Genomic DNA, 14,684 nt, shown 5'->3' with positions numbered 1-14,684 from the left:
CGCGTACATCTTGAAAACCATACCCCGTCGCTGAGCCGGCCTGGCCGCAGCGATGAGCTACTGAATAGGGAAAGCCGGGAATTCTACCTCAGCTCCCTGGCATTTGCCGGACCGATTTGCGCTCAGCGCAGACCGCGCACTTCATCAACACCGCGGTTGGCCAACTGGTCAGCCCGCTCGTTGCCGTCATGGCCGGTATGGCCGCGTACCCACTTCCAGGTCACCTGATGCCGACCGACCTGCTCGTCCAGCTGCTGCCACAGGTCAGCATTCTTGACTGGTTGCTTGGCAGCGGTTTTCCAACCGCGCTTCTTCCAGTTGACCATCCACTCGTTAATGCCCTTCATGACATATTCCGAGTCAGTGACCAGCAACACTTCACAACTGCGCTTGAGGGCTTCCAACGCGCGGATGGCCGCCATCAACTCCATGCGGTTGTTGGTCGTTTCGCGTTCACCGCCCCACAACTCCTTTTCCACGCCCTTGCAGATCAGCAGTGCGCCCCAGCCACCGGGGCCAGGGTTACCCTTGCAGGCACCATCGGTGTAGATCTCGACGCTTTCGGTCATGTACAGCCTTTTTCATCAATAGTTGCCCCTGAGCCTGCAAGCTCAGGGTTCGGAATTGCGTCGGTTGACCTTGGCCATCGGTAGGGGCAGCAACTTGCCCATGGGTTCGCGACGCGCTTGGCGCAGCGGCCGCAGGCCAACCACCATCTTGCGCGCCACCAGCAAGTAGACGCCACCACCAGCGCCCTGCCATCGGCCAGCCAGACGTTCCCAGCCATCCAGGCGCTGTTGCCAGGCGGCAGAAGCGAGCGGCGGACGATAGCACCCGAAGCGGCGTTTCTCCAGCGCGAAGCCCAGCAGGTTCAGCCAGTCACCGACGCGCGAGGGCGAAATACAGCGTGCCTTGCGCAAGGCATCATGGGCAAAAAAGTGCCTGAGGCCCCACGTGCTCCAAGGATTGATGCCGACGATCAACAAGTGCCCGCCGGGGCGCACGCTGCTTGCAGCTTCGCGCAGCAGGCCGTGCGGCGACAGGCTGAAATCGAGCCCATGCTGCAGCACGACCACATCAGCGGCATGCTCACTCAACGGCCAGGCCTGTTCTTCACAGACAATCTCCACGCCTGGCAACGGCGCCCCCAGGCGCACATTGCGCTGCACTTGCGGCGCATTGGGCGGGGCCTCGGCACACGGGCCGTAATGCACCAGGTAGCCTCCGAAATAGCGCCCCAGCTCTTCCTCCAGCAATCGCTGCTCTTCATTGAGCAGCAATTGGCCCAACGGCCCACCGAACCAGTCCCGTGCCAGGCTAATCAGCTCAAGCCAGTCCGGATCAGCCTGAGCGAACGCTTTGTCGGTCATAGCAGCCTCCCGCTTACTGGGTTCTCGTAGAACCCCATAGCCTCTAAGATGCACCAATGTCCCACGCTTGGCGAATCGCCCCATGATACAGATCGATGCCCTGCCCGCTTTCTCCGATAATTACATCTGGCTGTTACAGGACACTGCCAGCCGCCGCTGTGCGGTCGTCGATCCAGGGGATGCCGGCCCCGTGCTCAAATGGCTGGAGCAACACCCCGGCTGGCAGTTGAGCGACATCTTGATCACCCACCACCACCACGATCACGTTGGCGGCATCGAAACGCTCAAGGCGGCCACTGGCGCACGGGTATGCGGCCCGGCCACCGAGCGGATCCCCGCCCGTGACCTGGCCCTGAACGACAACGACCAGCTTCAGGTGCTGGGCCTGACGTTCCACGTGTTGGCGGTACCCGGCCACACACTGGGGCATATTGCTTATTACAGTAGCCAGTCGCCAACACCGCTACTGTTCAGCGGCGATACGCTGTTCGCCGCAGGCTGCGGTCGCCTGTTCGAAGGTACCGCCGAGCAAATGCACCAGTCACTGCAACGTCTGGCAGCCCTGCCAGCCGAGACGCTGGTCTACTGCACCCATGAATACACCTTGAGCAACCTGCGCTTTGCCTGCGCGGTGGAACCACAAAACCCGCACATTGCCCAACGCTTCGCCGACGTTACCCAACTTCGGGCACAAAATCGCATCACGTTGCCTTCTACTTTGGCACTGGAGAAGCTGACCAATCCATTTTTGCGCACCGGTGAAACATCCGTTAAAGAAAAAGCGGACGAACGGAACGGCGTCCCAAGTACCTCTCCGAGCACTGTTTTTGCTGGCTTAAGGGCTTGGAAAGATACGTTCTAAGCGAGCGCGGCTGGGTACCAAAAGTTCTGAAAGGTTGACCACCCCCCGACTGCTTCCTAGAATCGCCCGACATTTTCGCCAGGAACTTTCTTCCAGCCAATGTCGTCCACTAGCCGCAGAACCCTCAATTCCGTCACCCTGACGCGCGTCGCACAAGCTGTCGCGCTGGCTCTGACCGCCACTCTCGTGGGCTGCCAGAGCACCAGTCATATGGGTGACTCAGAGAGCGTTCGCGCGCACAACTACCAGGCCCGGATCAAGCAGAAACCGGTCTTCATCCACGACAAACCTGCCCAGCAGGCACCGGATGATGTCTGGGAACGCATGCGTCAAGGCTTCAGGTTGCAGGACGACATCGGGGTCAACCCTCGTATCGAGCAGCAGCGCCTGTGGTTTGCCAGCAACCCTTCGCACCTGGAGACTGTCGGCGACCGTGGCAGCCTCTACATGCACTACATCGTCGAGCGTCTTGAAGAGCGCGACATGCCCCTGGAGCTGGCACTGCTACCTGCGATCGAGAGCGCCTACAACCCATTGGCGTACTCCCGCGCCCATGCCGTCGGTCTGTGGCAGTTCATTCCCTCGACCGGGCGCCACTTCAACCTGCGCCAGACACGCTTCTACGATGGCCGTCGCGACATTACCGCGTCGACCAACGCCGCACTCGACTACCTGTCACGCCTGCACGACATGTTCAACGGTGACTGGCTGCTGGCACTGGCGGCCTACAACGCCGGTGAGGGTACGGTGAGCCGCGCCATTGAGCGTAACGAGCGCCTTGGCCTGCCGACCGACTACTGGAACCTGCCGCTGCCCAAGGAGACCCGTGACTACGTGCCCAAGCTACTGGCCTTGTCCCAGGTGGTACTGACGCCGCAAGCTTACGGCGTGAACCTCAACCCGATCGCCAACGAGCCCTACTTCGAGGCCATCGAGATCAAGGATCGTCTGGACCTTTCGCGCGTGGCGGCACTGGCCGAAATCGACGAAGACGAGATGTACCAGCTCAACCCGGCCTTCAAGAAACGCATGACGGTCGATGGCCCGCAACAATTGCTGGTACCTACCGCCAAGGCGCAGTTGCTGACCGCCAGCCTGTCGAACATGAAACCGGAAGAGCTGCTCAGCCTGCAGCCTCAACCGGCGGTGTTCAAGGCTGCCATGGCCGAAGCGGAACCGAGCACACCGGGGACCGCGAGCAATTACCGGGTCAAGCGTGGTGACAACCTGGCCAGTATCGCCAAGGCCAACCGGGTCAGCGTCAATGATCTGCAGCGCTGGAACAAGCTCTCCGGTCGCAATGTCAAGGTTGGCCAAACCCTCGCACTGCGCGACACCAAGGGTGCCGCAAAGCAGCGCGCAACCCAGTACAAGGTGCGCAAGGGCGACTCGCTGTACATGGTCGCCAAGCGTTTCAATGTCGAAATGCAGCACCTCAAGCGCTGGAATCCAAGCACTGCACATGCACTCAAACCGGGCCAGACCCTGACCGTCTATCTGCCTCATTGAGGCAATAAGGCACGTCAACTCAGCGCAGCGCTGCTCCAGCTCAACCCCGTACTCTTTTTCCTGCCGATACAAGCTGTTACTGTAGCTGGAACAAAGCCCAAGCTGCCTGGAACGGATCCCCGACTTGATACGCCCCCTCCTGCTGTCAATCAGTCTGGCCTTGAGCTTTCCTGCGGGCGCAACAATCAGCGAAAGCCATGGTTATGCCCAGTTCGGCACGCTCAAGTATCCAGCCAAGTTCACCCATTTCGACTGGGTCAATCCGCAAGCGCCCAAGGGCGGTACGTTGCGGGCAATGGCCTTTGGCACGTTCGACACGCTCAACCCTTACACATTCAAGGGCAGCAGCCCGGTAACCACACCGAACTTCTTGCAGTACGGCGTGAGCGAGCTGAACGAAACCCTTATGGTCGGTACCGGTCAGTACGATCCTTCCGGCGATGAGCCGACGTCAAGCTATGGCCTGATCGCCCGCTCGGTCGAGTACAGCGAGGACCGTAGCTGGGTGGTGTTCAACCTGCGCCCCGAGGCACGCTTCCACGACGGCGTACCGATTACCGCAACCGACGTTGCGTTCTCCTATCGCACGCTTCTCAAGGACGGCCATCCGCTCTACCGCACCAACCTGCAGGAAGTGCAACGGGTTGACATACTCAGCCCCCAGCGAATTCGCTTCGTGTTCAAACGCGCCGGTAATCCACTGTTGATCCTGCGCCTGGGCGAAATGCCAGTACTACCGCAGCACTACTGGAAGACACGCGATTTCAAAGCCACCACATTCGAGCCACCGCTGGGCAGCGGCCCCTACCGCATTGTTCAGGTGCAGCCGGGCAGAAGCCTGGTGTTCGAGCGCGTCAGTGACTACTGGGGCAAGGACCTGGCAGTCAATCGTGGCAAGTACAACTTCGATCGCGTTGAATTCGAGTTCTACCGCGACAGCGATGTCGCATTCGAAGCCTTCAAGGCTGGCGAGTTCGATATCTACATCGAGCATCAGGCGAAGAACTGGGCCAACGGCTACACCTTCCCCGCGGTACGCCGCGGCGACGTAATCAAGGCGCAGATTCCGCACCAAATCCCGACCCAGACCCAAGGCCTGTTCATGAACAGCCGCCGAGATGCCTTTGCCGACGCCCGCGTACGGCAGGCGCTCGGCCTGATGCTGGATTTCGAGTGGACCAACCGCACCCTGTTCAGTAGCGCCTACCAACGCGCGACCAGCTTCTATCCGAACAGCGAGTTCAGCGCCACCGGCTTGCCCGTCGGACAAGAGTGGCTGCTACTGTCACCCTACCGCAACCAACTGCCGGCAGAACTGTTCACCCAGCCGTTCAAGGTCAGTAGCACCGAGGGGCGAGGCATTGGCCGGGACACCTTGCGCCAGGCCCTGACACTCCTGAACCAGGCAGGCTGGAAGCTCAGCGGGCAACGCCTGGTCAACGGCAAGGGGCAACCCTTGAGACTGGAGATTCTGCTGGTCAACCCAAACCTGGAGCGGATTCTGCAACCTTATGTCGAAAATCTGGCCAGCATTGGCATCGACGCACGCTTGCGCACGGTTGACCGTGCCCAGTACAAACAGCGGCTTGACCAGTTCGACTTCGACATGATCCTGATGACGCTCAACCAGACCCTAAGCCCAGGCCTTGAACAATGGCAGTACTTTCACTCAAGCCAGGCTGCGATCAAAGGCAGCAAAAACTATGCGGGCATCAAGGACCCGGTAGTCGACCACTTGCTTGATGTACTGCTCGCGGCAAAAAGCCGGGACGAGCAGGTTGCCGCCGCTCGCGCACTGGATCGGGTGCTGCTCTGGCAGCACTACATGATTCCCAACTGGTACCTGAACAATCACCGCCTGGCCTACCGAAACCGGTTCGCCTTCGTCGCCACTCCGCCCTACACACTGGGCCTGAACAGTTGGTGGCTCAAGCCTTCGGAGAATGCCCAATGATGCCATTGCCCAGCTTTCGCATACTGGCTGGCCTGTTCCTGGCTGGCCTGAGCCTGCAGGCTCTGGCCGAGCCACAGCATGCGTTGACCCTGTACAACGAAGCGCCAAAGTACCCTGCCAACTTCAAACACTTTGATTACGTCAACCCGGACGCCCCCAAAGGTGGCACCTTCCGCCAGAATGGCTTTGGCAGTTTCGACAGCCTCAACCCCTTTATCAATAAAGGTGTCTCGGCGGACAACCTCGACCTGATCTACGACACCCTGGCCCGTGCCAGCCTGGACGAACCGTTCACCGAGTACGGCTTGCTGGCCAAGCAGATCGAAAAAGCCCCTGATAACAGTTGGGTACGCTTCTACCTGCGCCCGGAAGCCCGCTTCCATGACGGCCATCCGGTACGCGCCGACGATGTCGTGTTCACGTTCAACATGCTGATCAAGAACGGCGCCCCCATGTACCGGGGCTACTATGCCGACGTTGCCGAAGTGGTCGCCGAAAATCCGCTACGGGTGTTGTTCAAGTTCAAGCACAACAACAACCGCGAGCTGCCGCTGATCCTCGGGCAGATCGCCGTGCTGCCTAAACACTGGTGGGAAAGTCGCGACTTCACCAAGGGCAACCTGGAAATCCCACTGGGCAGCGGGCCTTACAAGATCGCCGAAGTCAAACCCGGGCGCTCCATTCGCTACGTGCGCGACAAGGACTACTGGGGCAAGGACCTGCCGGTCAACCGCGGTTTCTACAACTTCGACCAGATGACTGTCGACTACTACCGTGACAACACCGTCGCGCTGCAGGCACTCAAAGCTGGGCAGTTCGATTACTGGCTGGAGAGCAGTGCAAAAAACTGGGCAACCGCCTACGACACGCCTGCCGTGCGTGAAGGCCGCCTGATCCGCGAAGAGATCCCGAACGGCCTGCCCACCGGCATGCAAGGCTTCGTCTTCAACCTGCGTCGCCCGGTATTCCAGGATGTACGGGTACGGGAAGCGCTAAGCCTGCTGCTGGACTTCGAGTGGACCAACAAGCAGCTGTTCAACGGCGCCTACACCCGCACCGGCAGCTACTTCGAAAACTCGGAAATGGCCGCACGCGGCCTGCCGGATGCCGCCGAACTGAAGATCCTCGAACCTTTGCGCGGCAAAGTCCCCGAGCAGGTCTTCAGCCAGGCTTTTGCCAACCCGGTGACCGATGGCAGCGGCATGATCCGCGAACAGCAACGCAAGGCTTACAAGCTGCTGCAGGAGGCTGGCTGGAGCATCAAGGACGACAAAATGGTCGATGCCCAGGGCAAACCGCTGAAAATCGAGTTTCTCCTGGCTCAAACTGAATTTGAACGCGTCCTGCTGCCCTACAAACGCAACCTCGCCGACCTCGGCATCGAACTGACACTTCGCCGGGTGGACGTTGCCGAGTACATCAACCGCTTGCGCTCACGCGACTTCGACATGATTGTCAGTGGCTTCCCGCAGTCCAATTCCCCAGGCAACGAGCAACGTGAATATTGGCAGAGCGCCAGTGCCGACAATCCAGGCAGCCGCAACTTCATGGGCCTGAAAGACCCTGCCGTGGACTCACTGGTGGAATCGCTGATCAACGCTGATTCGCGCCAGGACCTGATCGCCCACACCCGCGCACTCGACCGTGTATTGCTGTGGGGTTACTACGTGGTACCCAACTGGCACATCAAGACCTGGCGTGTGGCCTACTGGAACCACATCGGTCATCCGCAGACCCCGCCCAAATTCGACATTGGCGTCAATACCTGGTGGATCAAGCCCGATGCCCAACCAGTGGTGCCCGTAACGGCGCCGAACGAGACTGCATCGACGAGCGGAGCACACTAGTATGCTGGCCTACATTCTGCGCCGTCTGCTACTGATCATTCCAACCCTGCTGGGTATCCTGGTGATCAACTTCATCATCATCCAGGCCGCCCCAGGCGGCCCGGTAGAGCAGATGATCGCCAAGCTTGAAGGTTTCGAGGGCGCTACCAGCCGTATCGCCGGTGGCGGCGCCGAAGTTTCGGTAGCCGGCTCCAACTACCGCGGGGCTCAGGGTCTGGATCCGGCGCTGATCAAGGAAATCGAGCGCATGTACGGCTTCGACAAATCGGCGCCGGAACGTTTGTGGATCATGATCAAGAACTATGCCCGGCTCGATTTCGGCGAGAGTTTCTTCCGCGATGCCAAGGTCATCGACCTGATTGCGGAAAAACTCCCGGTCTCTATCTCTCTGGGGCTGTGGAGCACCCTGATCATGTACCTGGTCTCGATCCCCCTGGGCATCGCCAAGGCCACGCGCCACGGTAGCCATTTCGACGTCTGGACCAGTTCGGCAATCATCATCGGCTACGCAATCCCAGCGTTCCTGTTCGCCATTCTGCTGATCGTACTGTTCGCCGGAGGCAGCTACTTCGACTGGTTCCCATTGCGCGGCCTGACCTCGAACAACTTCGATGAACTGAGCACCACCGGCAAGATCCTCGACTACTTCTGGCACCTGGTGCTCCCCGTGACCGCACTGGTGATCGGCAACTTCGCCACCATGACCCTGCTGACCAAGAACAGCTTCCTGGACGAGATCAACAAGCAGTATGTCATCACCGCCAAGGCCAAGGGCCTGACTAACAATCAAGTGCTGTACGGCCATGTGTTCCGCAATGCCATGTTGCTGGTGATTGCCGGCTTCCCTTCGGCATTCATCGGCATTTTCTTCACCGGCTCGCTGCTGGTGGAAGTGATCTTCTCGCTCGACGGCCTGGGCCTGATGAGCTTCGAGTCCGCCATCAACCGCGACTACCCGGTAGTGTTCGGCACGCTGTTCATCTTCACCTTGCTGGGGCTGGTCGTGAAACTGATCGGCGACCTGACCTACACCCTGGTCGACCCACGCATCGACTTCGAAAGCCGGGAGCAATGAGATGAAACTGTCACCACTCAATCGCCGGCGTTTTGAACGCTTCAAGGCCAACCGCCGTGGCTGGTGGTCACTCTGGCTGTTCCTGATCCTGTTTGGCTTGAGCCTTGGCGCGGAGCTGATCGCCAACGACAAGCCACTCGCCGTGCACTATGACGGTCAGTGGTACTTCCCGGCAGTCAAGCGCTACCCGGAAACCACCTTTGGTGGTGAGTTCCCACTGGAAGCCAACTACAAGAGCCCCTACATTCGCGAACTTCTGGCAGCCAAGGACAGTTGGGTGCTCTGGGCACCGATTCCTTTCAGCTACCAGAGCATCAACTACGACCTGAAGGTCCCCGCCCCCGCCCCGCCCTCGGCGCAAAACTGGCTGGGTACGGATGACCAAGGGCGTGATGTGCTGGCCCGGGTCATTTACGGTTTCAGGATCTCTGTGCTGTTTGCCCTGACCCTGACGATCCTGAGCTCGATCGTTGGCGTGATCAGCGGCGCCTTGCAAGGGTTCTATGGTGGCTGGGTAGACCTGGCCGGCCAGCGCTTCCTGGAGATCTGGTCGGGCTTGCCGGTCCTTTACCTGCTGATCATTCTGGCCAGTTTCGTGCAGCCGAACTTCTGGTGGCTACTGGGCATCATGCTGCTGTTCTCCTGGATGAGCCTGGTGGACGTGGTCCGTGCGGAGTTTCTGCGCGGGCGCAATCTGGAGTACGTGCGCGCCGCACGGGCACTCGGCATGCAAAACGGTGCGATCATGTTCCGGCACATCCTGCCCAACGCCATGGTCTCGACCATGACGTTCATGCCGTTCATTCTCACGGGCGCAATCGGTACCCTGACCGCACTGGACTTCCTCGGCTTCGGCCTGCCGCCTGGCGCCCCATCGCTGGGCGAGCTGGTTGCACAGGGCAAGTCCAACCTTCAGGCACCATGGCTTGGCATCAGCGCGTTCGCGGTACTGGCCCTGATGCTCAGCCTGCTGGTGTTCATCGGCGAATCCGCCCGCGACGCCTTCGACCCGAGGAAATAAGATGAATCAGGACAATTTGATCGAAGTCCGCGACCTTTCCGTCGAATTCGTCGCCGGCGACCAGACACAGCGGGCGGTCGAACATATCAGTTTCGATATCCGCCGTGGCGAGACCCTGGCCCTGGTGGGCGAAAGCGGCTCGGGCAAGTCGGTAACCGCGCACTCGATACTGCGCCTGCTGCCCTACCCACTGGCCCGACACCCCTCCGGCAGCATCCATTACGAGCAACACGACCTGCTGAAGCTGGACGAAAAGCAGATGCGTCACATTCGTGGTAACCGCATCGCAATGATCTTCCAGGAACCCATGACCTCGTTGAACCCGCTTCACACCGTCGAGAAGCAGATCAACGAAGTGCTCCTGTTGCACAAAGGTTTGAGCGGTAAAGCTGCCACCGAACGTACGCTGGAGCTTCTGGATCTGGTCGGTATCCCAGAGCCGGTCAAACGCCTCAAGGCGCTTCCGCACGAGCTCTCTGGCGGTCAACGCCAACGGGTAATGATCGCCATGGCCCTGGCCAACGAGCCGGAGCTGCTGATCGCCGACGAACCGACCACAGCGCTGGACGTCACTGTCCAGCTGAAAATTCTCGATTTGCTCAGGGAGCTGCAGTCGCGACTGGGCATGGCCATGCTGCTGATCAGCCATGATTTGAACCTGGTAAGAAGAATTGCACATCGCGTATGTGTCATGCAGCGCGGTTGTATCGTCGAACAAGCGTCGTGCAACGAATTGTTCCGCGCCCCACAGCATCCCTATACACAAATGCTGCTGGGTGCCGAGCCCAGCGGGCTGCCTGCCAATAACCCGGTCGGCAAGCCAATACTGGAAGTCGAGGACCTGCGCGTCTGGTTCCCGATCAAGAAAGGCCTGATGCGGCGAACGGTCGATTACGTCAAGGCGGTGGACGGCATCAATTTCAGCCTGCCCCAGGGCCAAACCCTCGGGATTGTTGGTGAAAGCGGTTCCGGCAAGTCCACTCTGGGGTTGGCAATCCTGCGGCTGCTGAACAGCCGAGGCGCCATACGTTTTCAAGGAAAGGCGCTAGACTGCCTTTCTCAGCAACAGGTCCGGCCGTTTCGACGGCAGATGCAAGTGGTCTTCCAGGACCCTTTCGGCAGCCTCAGCCCACGCATGTGCGTGGGTGATATCGTCGGTGAGGGCCTGCGCATCCATCGGATTGGCACAGAAGCAGAACAAGAGCAGGCGATCATAGCGACACTCAAGGAGGTAGGCCTGGATCCGGAAACCCGGAACCGCTACCCCCACGAGTTCTCTGGAGGCCAGCGACAACGGATTGCCATTGCCCGGGCATTGGTATTGAAACCGGCACTGATACTGCTGGACGAGCCCACTTCGGCGCTCGACCGGACCGTTCAGCGCCAAGTGGTGGAGCTGCTGCGCTCGCTACAGACCAAGTACAACCTGACCTACTTGTTCATCAGCCATGACCTGGCAGTGATCAAGGCGCTAAGCCACCAACTGATGGTGGTCAGGCAGGGCCAGGTGGTTGAACAAGGTCCGGCGGCGGGTATTTTCGCTGCACCGCAACATTCTTATACACAGCAGCTGCTGGAAGCGGCCTTTTTGGCCCCAACAGCTGTCGATTAACCTGAAGAGGAACAACACATGGGTTTTCTCGCCGGTAAGCGCGTACTGATCGTCGGTGTCGCCAGTAAACTGTCCATCGCATCCGGCATTGCTGCCGCCATGCATCGCGAGGGCGCAGAACTTGCCTTCACCTACCAGAACGAAAAGCTCAAGGGCCGCGTCGAAGAGTTCGCCGCTGGCTGGGGCTCCAGCCCAGAGCTGTGCTTCCCCTGTGACGTTGCCAGCGATGAAGAGATCGCCAAGGTCTTCGAAGAACTGAGCAAGAAGTGGGACGGCCTGGACTGCATCGTGCACTCGGTTGGTTTCGCTCCTGGCGACCAACTGGATGGCGACTTCACCGAGGTCACCACCCGCGAAGGCTTCCGCATTGCCCACGACATCAGCGCCTACAGCTTCGTCGCCCTGGCCAAGGCCGGTCGCGAAATGATGAAAGGCCGTAATGGCAGCCTGCTGACCCTGTCCTACCTGGGCGCAGAGCGCACCATGCCGAACTACAACGTCATGGGCATGGCCAAGGCCAGCCTGGAAGCTGGCGTACGCTACCTGGCCGGCAGCCTGGGCCCAGAGGGCACCCGCGTGAACGCCGTTTCCGCTGGTCCGATCCGCACACTGGCTGCTTCCGGCATCAAGAGCTTCCGCAAGATGCTGGCGGCCAACGAAGCCCAGACCCCGCTGCGTCGCAACGTCACCATCGAGGAAGTCGGCAACGCTGGCGCCTTCCTCTGCTCCGACCTGGCGTCGGGCGTCAGCGGTGAAATCATGTACGTAGACGGCGGCTTCAACACCACCGCCATGGGCGACCTCTCCGAGTAAACCCCGGCCGTTGTTGCAAACAAACCCCCGCCCGTTGCGGGGGTTTGTTTTTTCAGCGTGCACGTACAGTACTCGCTGGCCGTGCCAGCAATACCGCCGCCGAGAACTCGCAAGCCTTAAGCAAAAAGCCCCTGACCTTTCGGTCAGGGGCTTTGTCGGTAGCCTTTACAACTCTAGAGGCGCATCACTCAGTAACGTGTGATGTCCGCTTTGGCTTCCAACTGCTTGCGGTAGGCTGCAAAGTCTTGCTGGCCAGCACGCGACGCCAGGAAGCGACGGTAGGCCGCCTTCTCTTCATCTGTCGCTGCAGAACCTTCATTGACACCGTCCAGACGCAGGACAACGAAGCTGCCATCGGCAAGGCTGACACTGCCGAAGATCGGCTTGTCCTTGGCTTCAGGCTTGCCCATGCGGAACAGGGCTTGCAGCTCTACAGGATCGATACTGTCCTGATTACGCGTCACCGCTTCCTGCACCTTCCAGCTCTGACCCTCATACGCAGCTGCAGGCGCGATCTTACCGTCACGCAGACCCGCGATCAGGGCTTCGCCTTTAGCCTTCACAGCAGCGCTGGCGTGTTCCTTGGCCAGGTGCTTGCGAATGCTGTCGGCAACCGCTTCCAGCGGCAACTGAGCCGGTTTGCGATGCTCTTTGACACGGATGACCACGACAGTTTCCGGGTCCAGCTCGATGGACGAGCTGTTGGCACCCTCTTCCATGACTTCGGGGCTGAACGCCGCCTGAATCACGGCACGGTTAGCCGTCACGCCTTCGCCACCTTCACGACCGAAAGGCTCGGAGGTCTTGACCTTCAAGCCAAGTTCCTGGGCCGGCTGGCTCAGGTCAGAGGCTTCGAATGCGGAGTCAACCAGTTGCTTGGTCGCCTCGACAAAGCGCTGCTCGACCTGCTGGGTCTTCAGCTCACGGGTCAATTTGTCTTTCAGGCTGGCGAAGGTCGGCACCTCAGGCGCCTGCACACCCAGCAGCTTGATCAGGTGGAAACCGTAGTCGGTACGAACCGGGGCCGATACCTGATCTTTATCCAGCGCATACAGTGCCTCTTCGAAAGCCGGGTCGTAAACGCCCTGACCCGCGAAGCCTAGATCGCCACCATTGCTGGCCGATCCCGGGTCCTGAGAAAACTCCTTGGCCAGGGCAGCAAAGTCTTCACCTTTGGCCAGGCGCTGTTGAATCTCTTCAATACGCGCCTTGGCCTGCGCTTCATTCACCTTGTCGTTGACTTCGATGAGGATGTGCGCGGCATGCCGCTGCTCGGCAAGGCCGGAGATCTCTTTCTCATACAGCGCCTGAAGCTCGTCTTCATTGACACTGACCTGATCGAAGAACGCGGACTTCTTAAGCTCCAGGTAGTCGATGACCACTTGATCCGGGCTCATGAATTCCTTGGCGTGTGCGTCATAGTGAGCCTTGATCTCATCCTCGCTGACTTTGCTTGCAGCAGCGTCAGCCTTGAAGGTCATCGAGGCGAAGTCACGGGTCTGTTTTTCCAGGCGAGCGAACGCCTCAACCTGGGAGTCGGTCACGAAACCACTGCCGGCAAGGCCAGTACGCAGTTGGCCAATAAGCATTTCCTGCGCCAGCATTTCGCGGAACTGCAGACGGCCGTAACCCATCTGCCGAATGACCTGGTCAAAACGCTCGGCACTGAACTTGCCATCAACCTGAAACTCAGGCGTTTGCAGGATCAACTGGTCCAAGGCCGCCTCGGAGAACGCGAATTTCGCGTCACGAGCCCCCTGAAGCAGCAATTTGCGATCGATCAGCCCCTTGAGTGCGGCTTCGCGCAACATGTTTTCATCCAACAGGGAGGCGTCGAAATCCTTGCCCAACTGTTGCATCAGCTGACGACGTTGCATGTCGACCGCTTGGCTCAGCTCGTTCTGGCTAATGGCATCGCCATTGACCTTGGCAGCGTCCTGGCTGTGGCTGGTAGCCCGGAAGATGGCATCGAAGCCGGTCAGCGCCATCAAGGCTACGATGACACCGATGATGGTCTTGGCAATCCAACCTTGTGAATTGTCCCTGATATTCTGCAGCATGCGTCCCCCAGAAACGGTCGTACTGATAAAACAACCGCGGAGCGTGGGTAGAGTCCTGATAGAAGAAAGGCGCATCCGAGGATGCGCCTTCTCGTAGCTGGCGAAGCGGTCGAAAGCCGATGTGTAAGCTTTCGCAGGAGGCACCTCTTGTGAGGTCAGCCCACTTTGCGCTTCGCTGCCGAACCAGGCCTTGACCTGATTCGACTAGGCGTAAGCCCGAAAGAAGCGACTTAGTTGACGGCTTCTTTCAGTGCTTTACCAGCTTTGAAGCCTGGCTTCTTGGCAGCAGGGATTTCCAGAGTCTTACCGGTTTGCGGATTGCGGCCGGTACGAGCAGGACGGTCGGTCACGGAGAAGGTGCCGAAGCCTACCAGTACTACCGAGTCACCTGCCTTCAGGGCGCCGGTGACGGAGTCGATTACTGCGTCCAGCGCACGGCCAGCTACAGCTTTCGGGATGTCAGCAGATGCAGCGATAGCGTCAATCAGTTCCGACTTGTTCACTCTAAGTCCCCTTATATCTCTATTGAGTTTGTTTCTAAGTATGTAATCAAAGCAAAAC

12 protein-coding genes are annotated in these 14,684 nt (G+C 59.5%); 8 read left to right on the top strand and 4 right to left on the bottom strand.

All coding sequences use genetic code 11. The features are described from left to right. Positions 1 to 122: 122 nt before the first annotated feature. Both rnhA and IE038_RS06405 read right to left on the bottom strand, forming a co-directional pair. On the bottom strand, positions 123 to 569 hold the full coding sequence (gene rnhA / locus IE038_RS06410) for a ribonuclease HI (RefSeq protein WP_163936725.1): 447 nt from the start codon (positions 567 to 569) through the stop codon (positions 123 to 125). A 42-nt stretch (positions 570 to 611) separates the two neighbouring features. Then, on the bottom strand, positions 612 to 1,370 hold the full coding sequence (locus IE038_RS06405) for a methyltransferase domain-containing protein (RefSeq protein ID WP_189395334.1): 759 nt from the start codon (positions 1,368 to 1,370) through the stop codon (positions 612 to 614). An 82-nt stretch (positions 1,371 to 1,452) separates the two neighbouring features. Between IE038_RS06405 and gloB the strand changes: the two genes are divergently transcribed. The 8 genes from gloB to fabI all read left to right on the top strand — a co-directional run bounded on the left by gloB (position 1,453) and on the right by fabI (position 12,063). Further along, a complete protein-coding gene (gloB, locus tag IE038_RS06400; protein ID WP_163936728.1) occupies positions 1,453 to 2,232 on the top strand; it encodes a hydroxyacylglutathione hydrolase in 780 nt (259 codons plus the stop codon). Between the two features lie 99 nt (positions 2,233 to 2,331). After that, positions 2,332 to 3,741: a transglycosylase SLT domain-containing protein gene (locus IE038_RS06395; RefSeq protein ID WP_163936731.1), complete on the top strand. Its 1,410-nt coding sequence runs from the start codon at positions 2,332 to 2,334 to the stop codon at positions 3,739 to 3,741. A 124-nt stretch (positions 3,742 to 3,865) separates the two neighbouring features. After that, positions 3,866 to 5,695, top strand: coding sequence for an extracellular solute-binding protein (locus IE038_RS06390; RefSeq protein ID WP_189395333.1), 1,830 nt, complete (start codon positions 3,866 to 3,868; stop codon positions 5,693 to 5,695). Next, the gene (locus IE038_RS06385) at positions 5,692 to 7,542 is read left to right on the top strand and encodes an extracellular solute-binding protein (protein WP_163936734.1); all 1,851 of its coding nucleotides are present in this window, start codon (positions 5,692 to 5,694) and stop codon (positions 7,540 to 7,542) included. The genes IE038_RS06390 and IE038_RS06385 overlap by 4 nt, the downstream gene beginning before the upstream one ends. Before the next feature lies 1 nt (position 7,543). After that, a complete protein-coding gene (locus IE038_RS06380; protein ID WP_189395332.1) occupies positions 7,544 to 8,617 on the top strand; it encodes a microcin C ABC transporter permease YejB in 1,074 nt (357 codons plus the stop codon). A 1-nt stretch (position 8,618) separates the two neighbouring features. After that, positions 8,619 to 9,638: an ABC transporter permease gene (locus IE038_RS06375; protein ID WP_189395331.1), complete on the top strand. Its 1,020-nt coding sequence runs from the start codon at positions 8,619 to 8,621 to the stop codon at positions 9,636 to 9,638. A 1-nt stretch (position 9,639) separates the two neighbouring features. Further along, positions 9,640 to 11,250, top strand: coding sequence for an ABC transporter ATP-binding protein (locus tag IE038_RS06370; protein WP_189395330.1), 1,611 nt, complete (start codon positions 9,640 to 9,642; stop codon positions 11,248 to 11,250). An 18-nt stretch (positions 11,251 to 11,268) separates the two neighbouring features. Next, positions 11,269 to 12,063, top strand: coding sequence for an enoyl-ACP reductase FabI (gene fabI, locus IE038_RS06365; RefSeq protein WP_163936737.1), 795 nt, complete (start codon positions 11,269 to 11,271; stop codon positions 12,061 to 12,063). A gap of 188 nt (positions 12,064 to 12,251) precedes the next feature. Here the strand turns inward: fabI and IE038_RS06360 are convergent, their stop codons facing one another. Further along, entirely contained in the window at positions 12,252 to 14,123 is a 1,872-nt protein-coding gene (locus tag IE038_RS06360) for a SurA N-terminal domain-containing protein (protein WP_189395329.1), read from the bottom strand. A 230-nt stretch (positions 14,124 to 14,353) separates the two neighbouring features. Beyond that, positions 14,354 to 14,626: an HU family DNA-binding protein gene (locus IE038_RS06355; protein ID WP_065761180.1), complete on the bottom strand. Its 273-nt coding sequence runs from the start codon at positions 14,624 to 14,626 to the stop codon at positions 14,354 to 14,356. Between the last annotated feature and the right edge of the window lie 58 nt (positions 14,627 to 14,684).

It is taken from the genome of Pseudomonas laurentiana (assembly GCF_014648275.1).
Lineage (GTDB): Bacteria > Pseudomonadota > Gammaproteobacteria > Pseudomonadales > Pseudomonadaceae > Aquipseudomonas > Aquipseudomonas laurentiana.
Note: the sequence above shows the minus strand (reverse complement) of the source record. Positions and strands in the feature narration are given on the sequence as shown.

What these genes read in the sequence shown, in the direction of transcription:
- IE038_RS06370 (WP_189395330.1), top strand. Translation starts at nt 9,640, where the DNA reads ATGAATCAGGACAATTTGATCGAAGTCCGCGACCTTTCCGTCGAATTC.
- IE038_RS06380 (WP_189395332.1), top strand. Translation starts at nt 7,544, where the DNA reads ATGCTGGCCTACATTCTGCGCCGTCTGCTACTGATCATTCCAACCCTG.
- gloB (WP_163936728.1), top strand. Translation starts at nt 1,453, where the DNA reads ATGATACAGATCGATGCCCTGCCCGCTTTCTCCGATAATTACATCTGG.
- rnhA (WP_163936725.1), bottom strand. Translation starts at nt 569, where the DNA reads ATGACCGAAAGCGTCGAGATCTACACCGATGGTGCCTGCAAGGGTAAC.
- IE038_RS06405 (WP_189395334.1), bottom strand. Translation starts at nt 1,370, where the DNA reads ATGACCGACAAAGCGTTCGCTCAGGCTGATCCGGACTGGCTTGAGCTG.
- IE038_RS06375 (WP_189395331.1), top strand. Translation starts at nt 8,619, where the DNA reads ATGAAACTGTCACCACTCAATCGCCGGCGTTTTGAACGCTTCAAGGCC.
- fabI (WP_163936737.1), top strand. Translation starts at nt 11,269, where the DNA reads ATGGGTTTTCTCGCCGGTAAGCGCGTACTGATCGTCGGTGTCGCCAGT.
- IE038_RS06395 (WP_163936731.1), top strand. Translation starts at nt 2,332, where the DNA reads ATGTCGTCCACTAGCCGCAGAACCCTCAATTCCGTCACCCTGACGCGC.
- IE038_RS06360 (WP_189395329.1), bottom strand. Translation starts at nt 14,123, where the DNA reads ATGCTGCAGAATATCAGGGACAATTCACAAGGTTGGATTGCCAAGACC.
- IE038_RS06385 (WP_163936734.1), top strand. Translation starts at nt 5,692, where the DNA reads ATGATGCCATTGCCCAGCTTTCGCATACTGGCTGGCCTGTTCCTGGCT.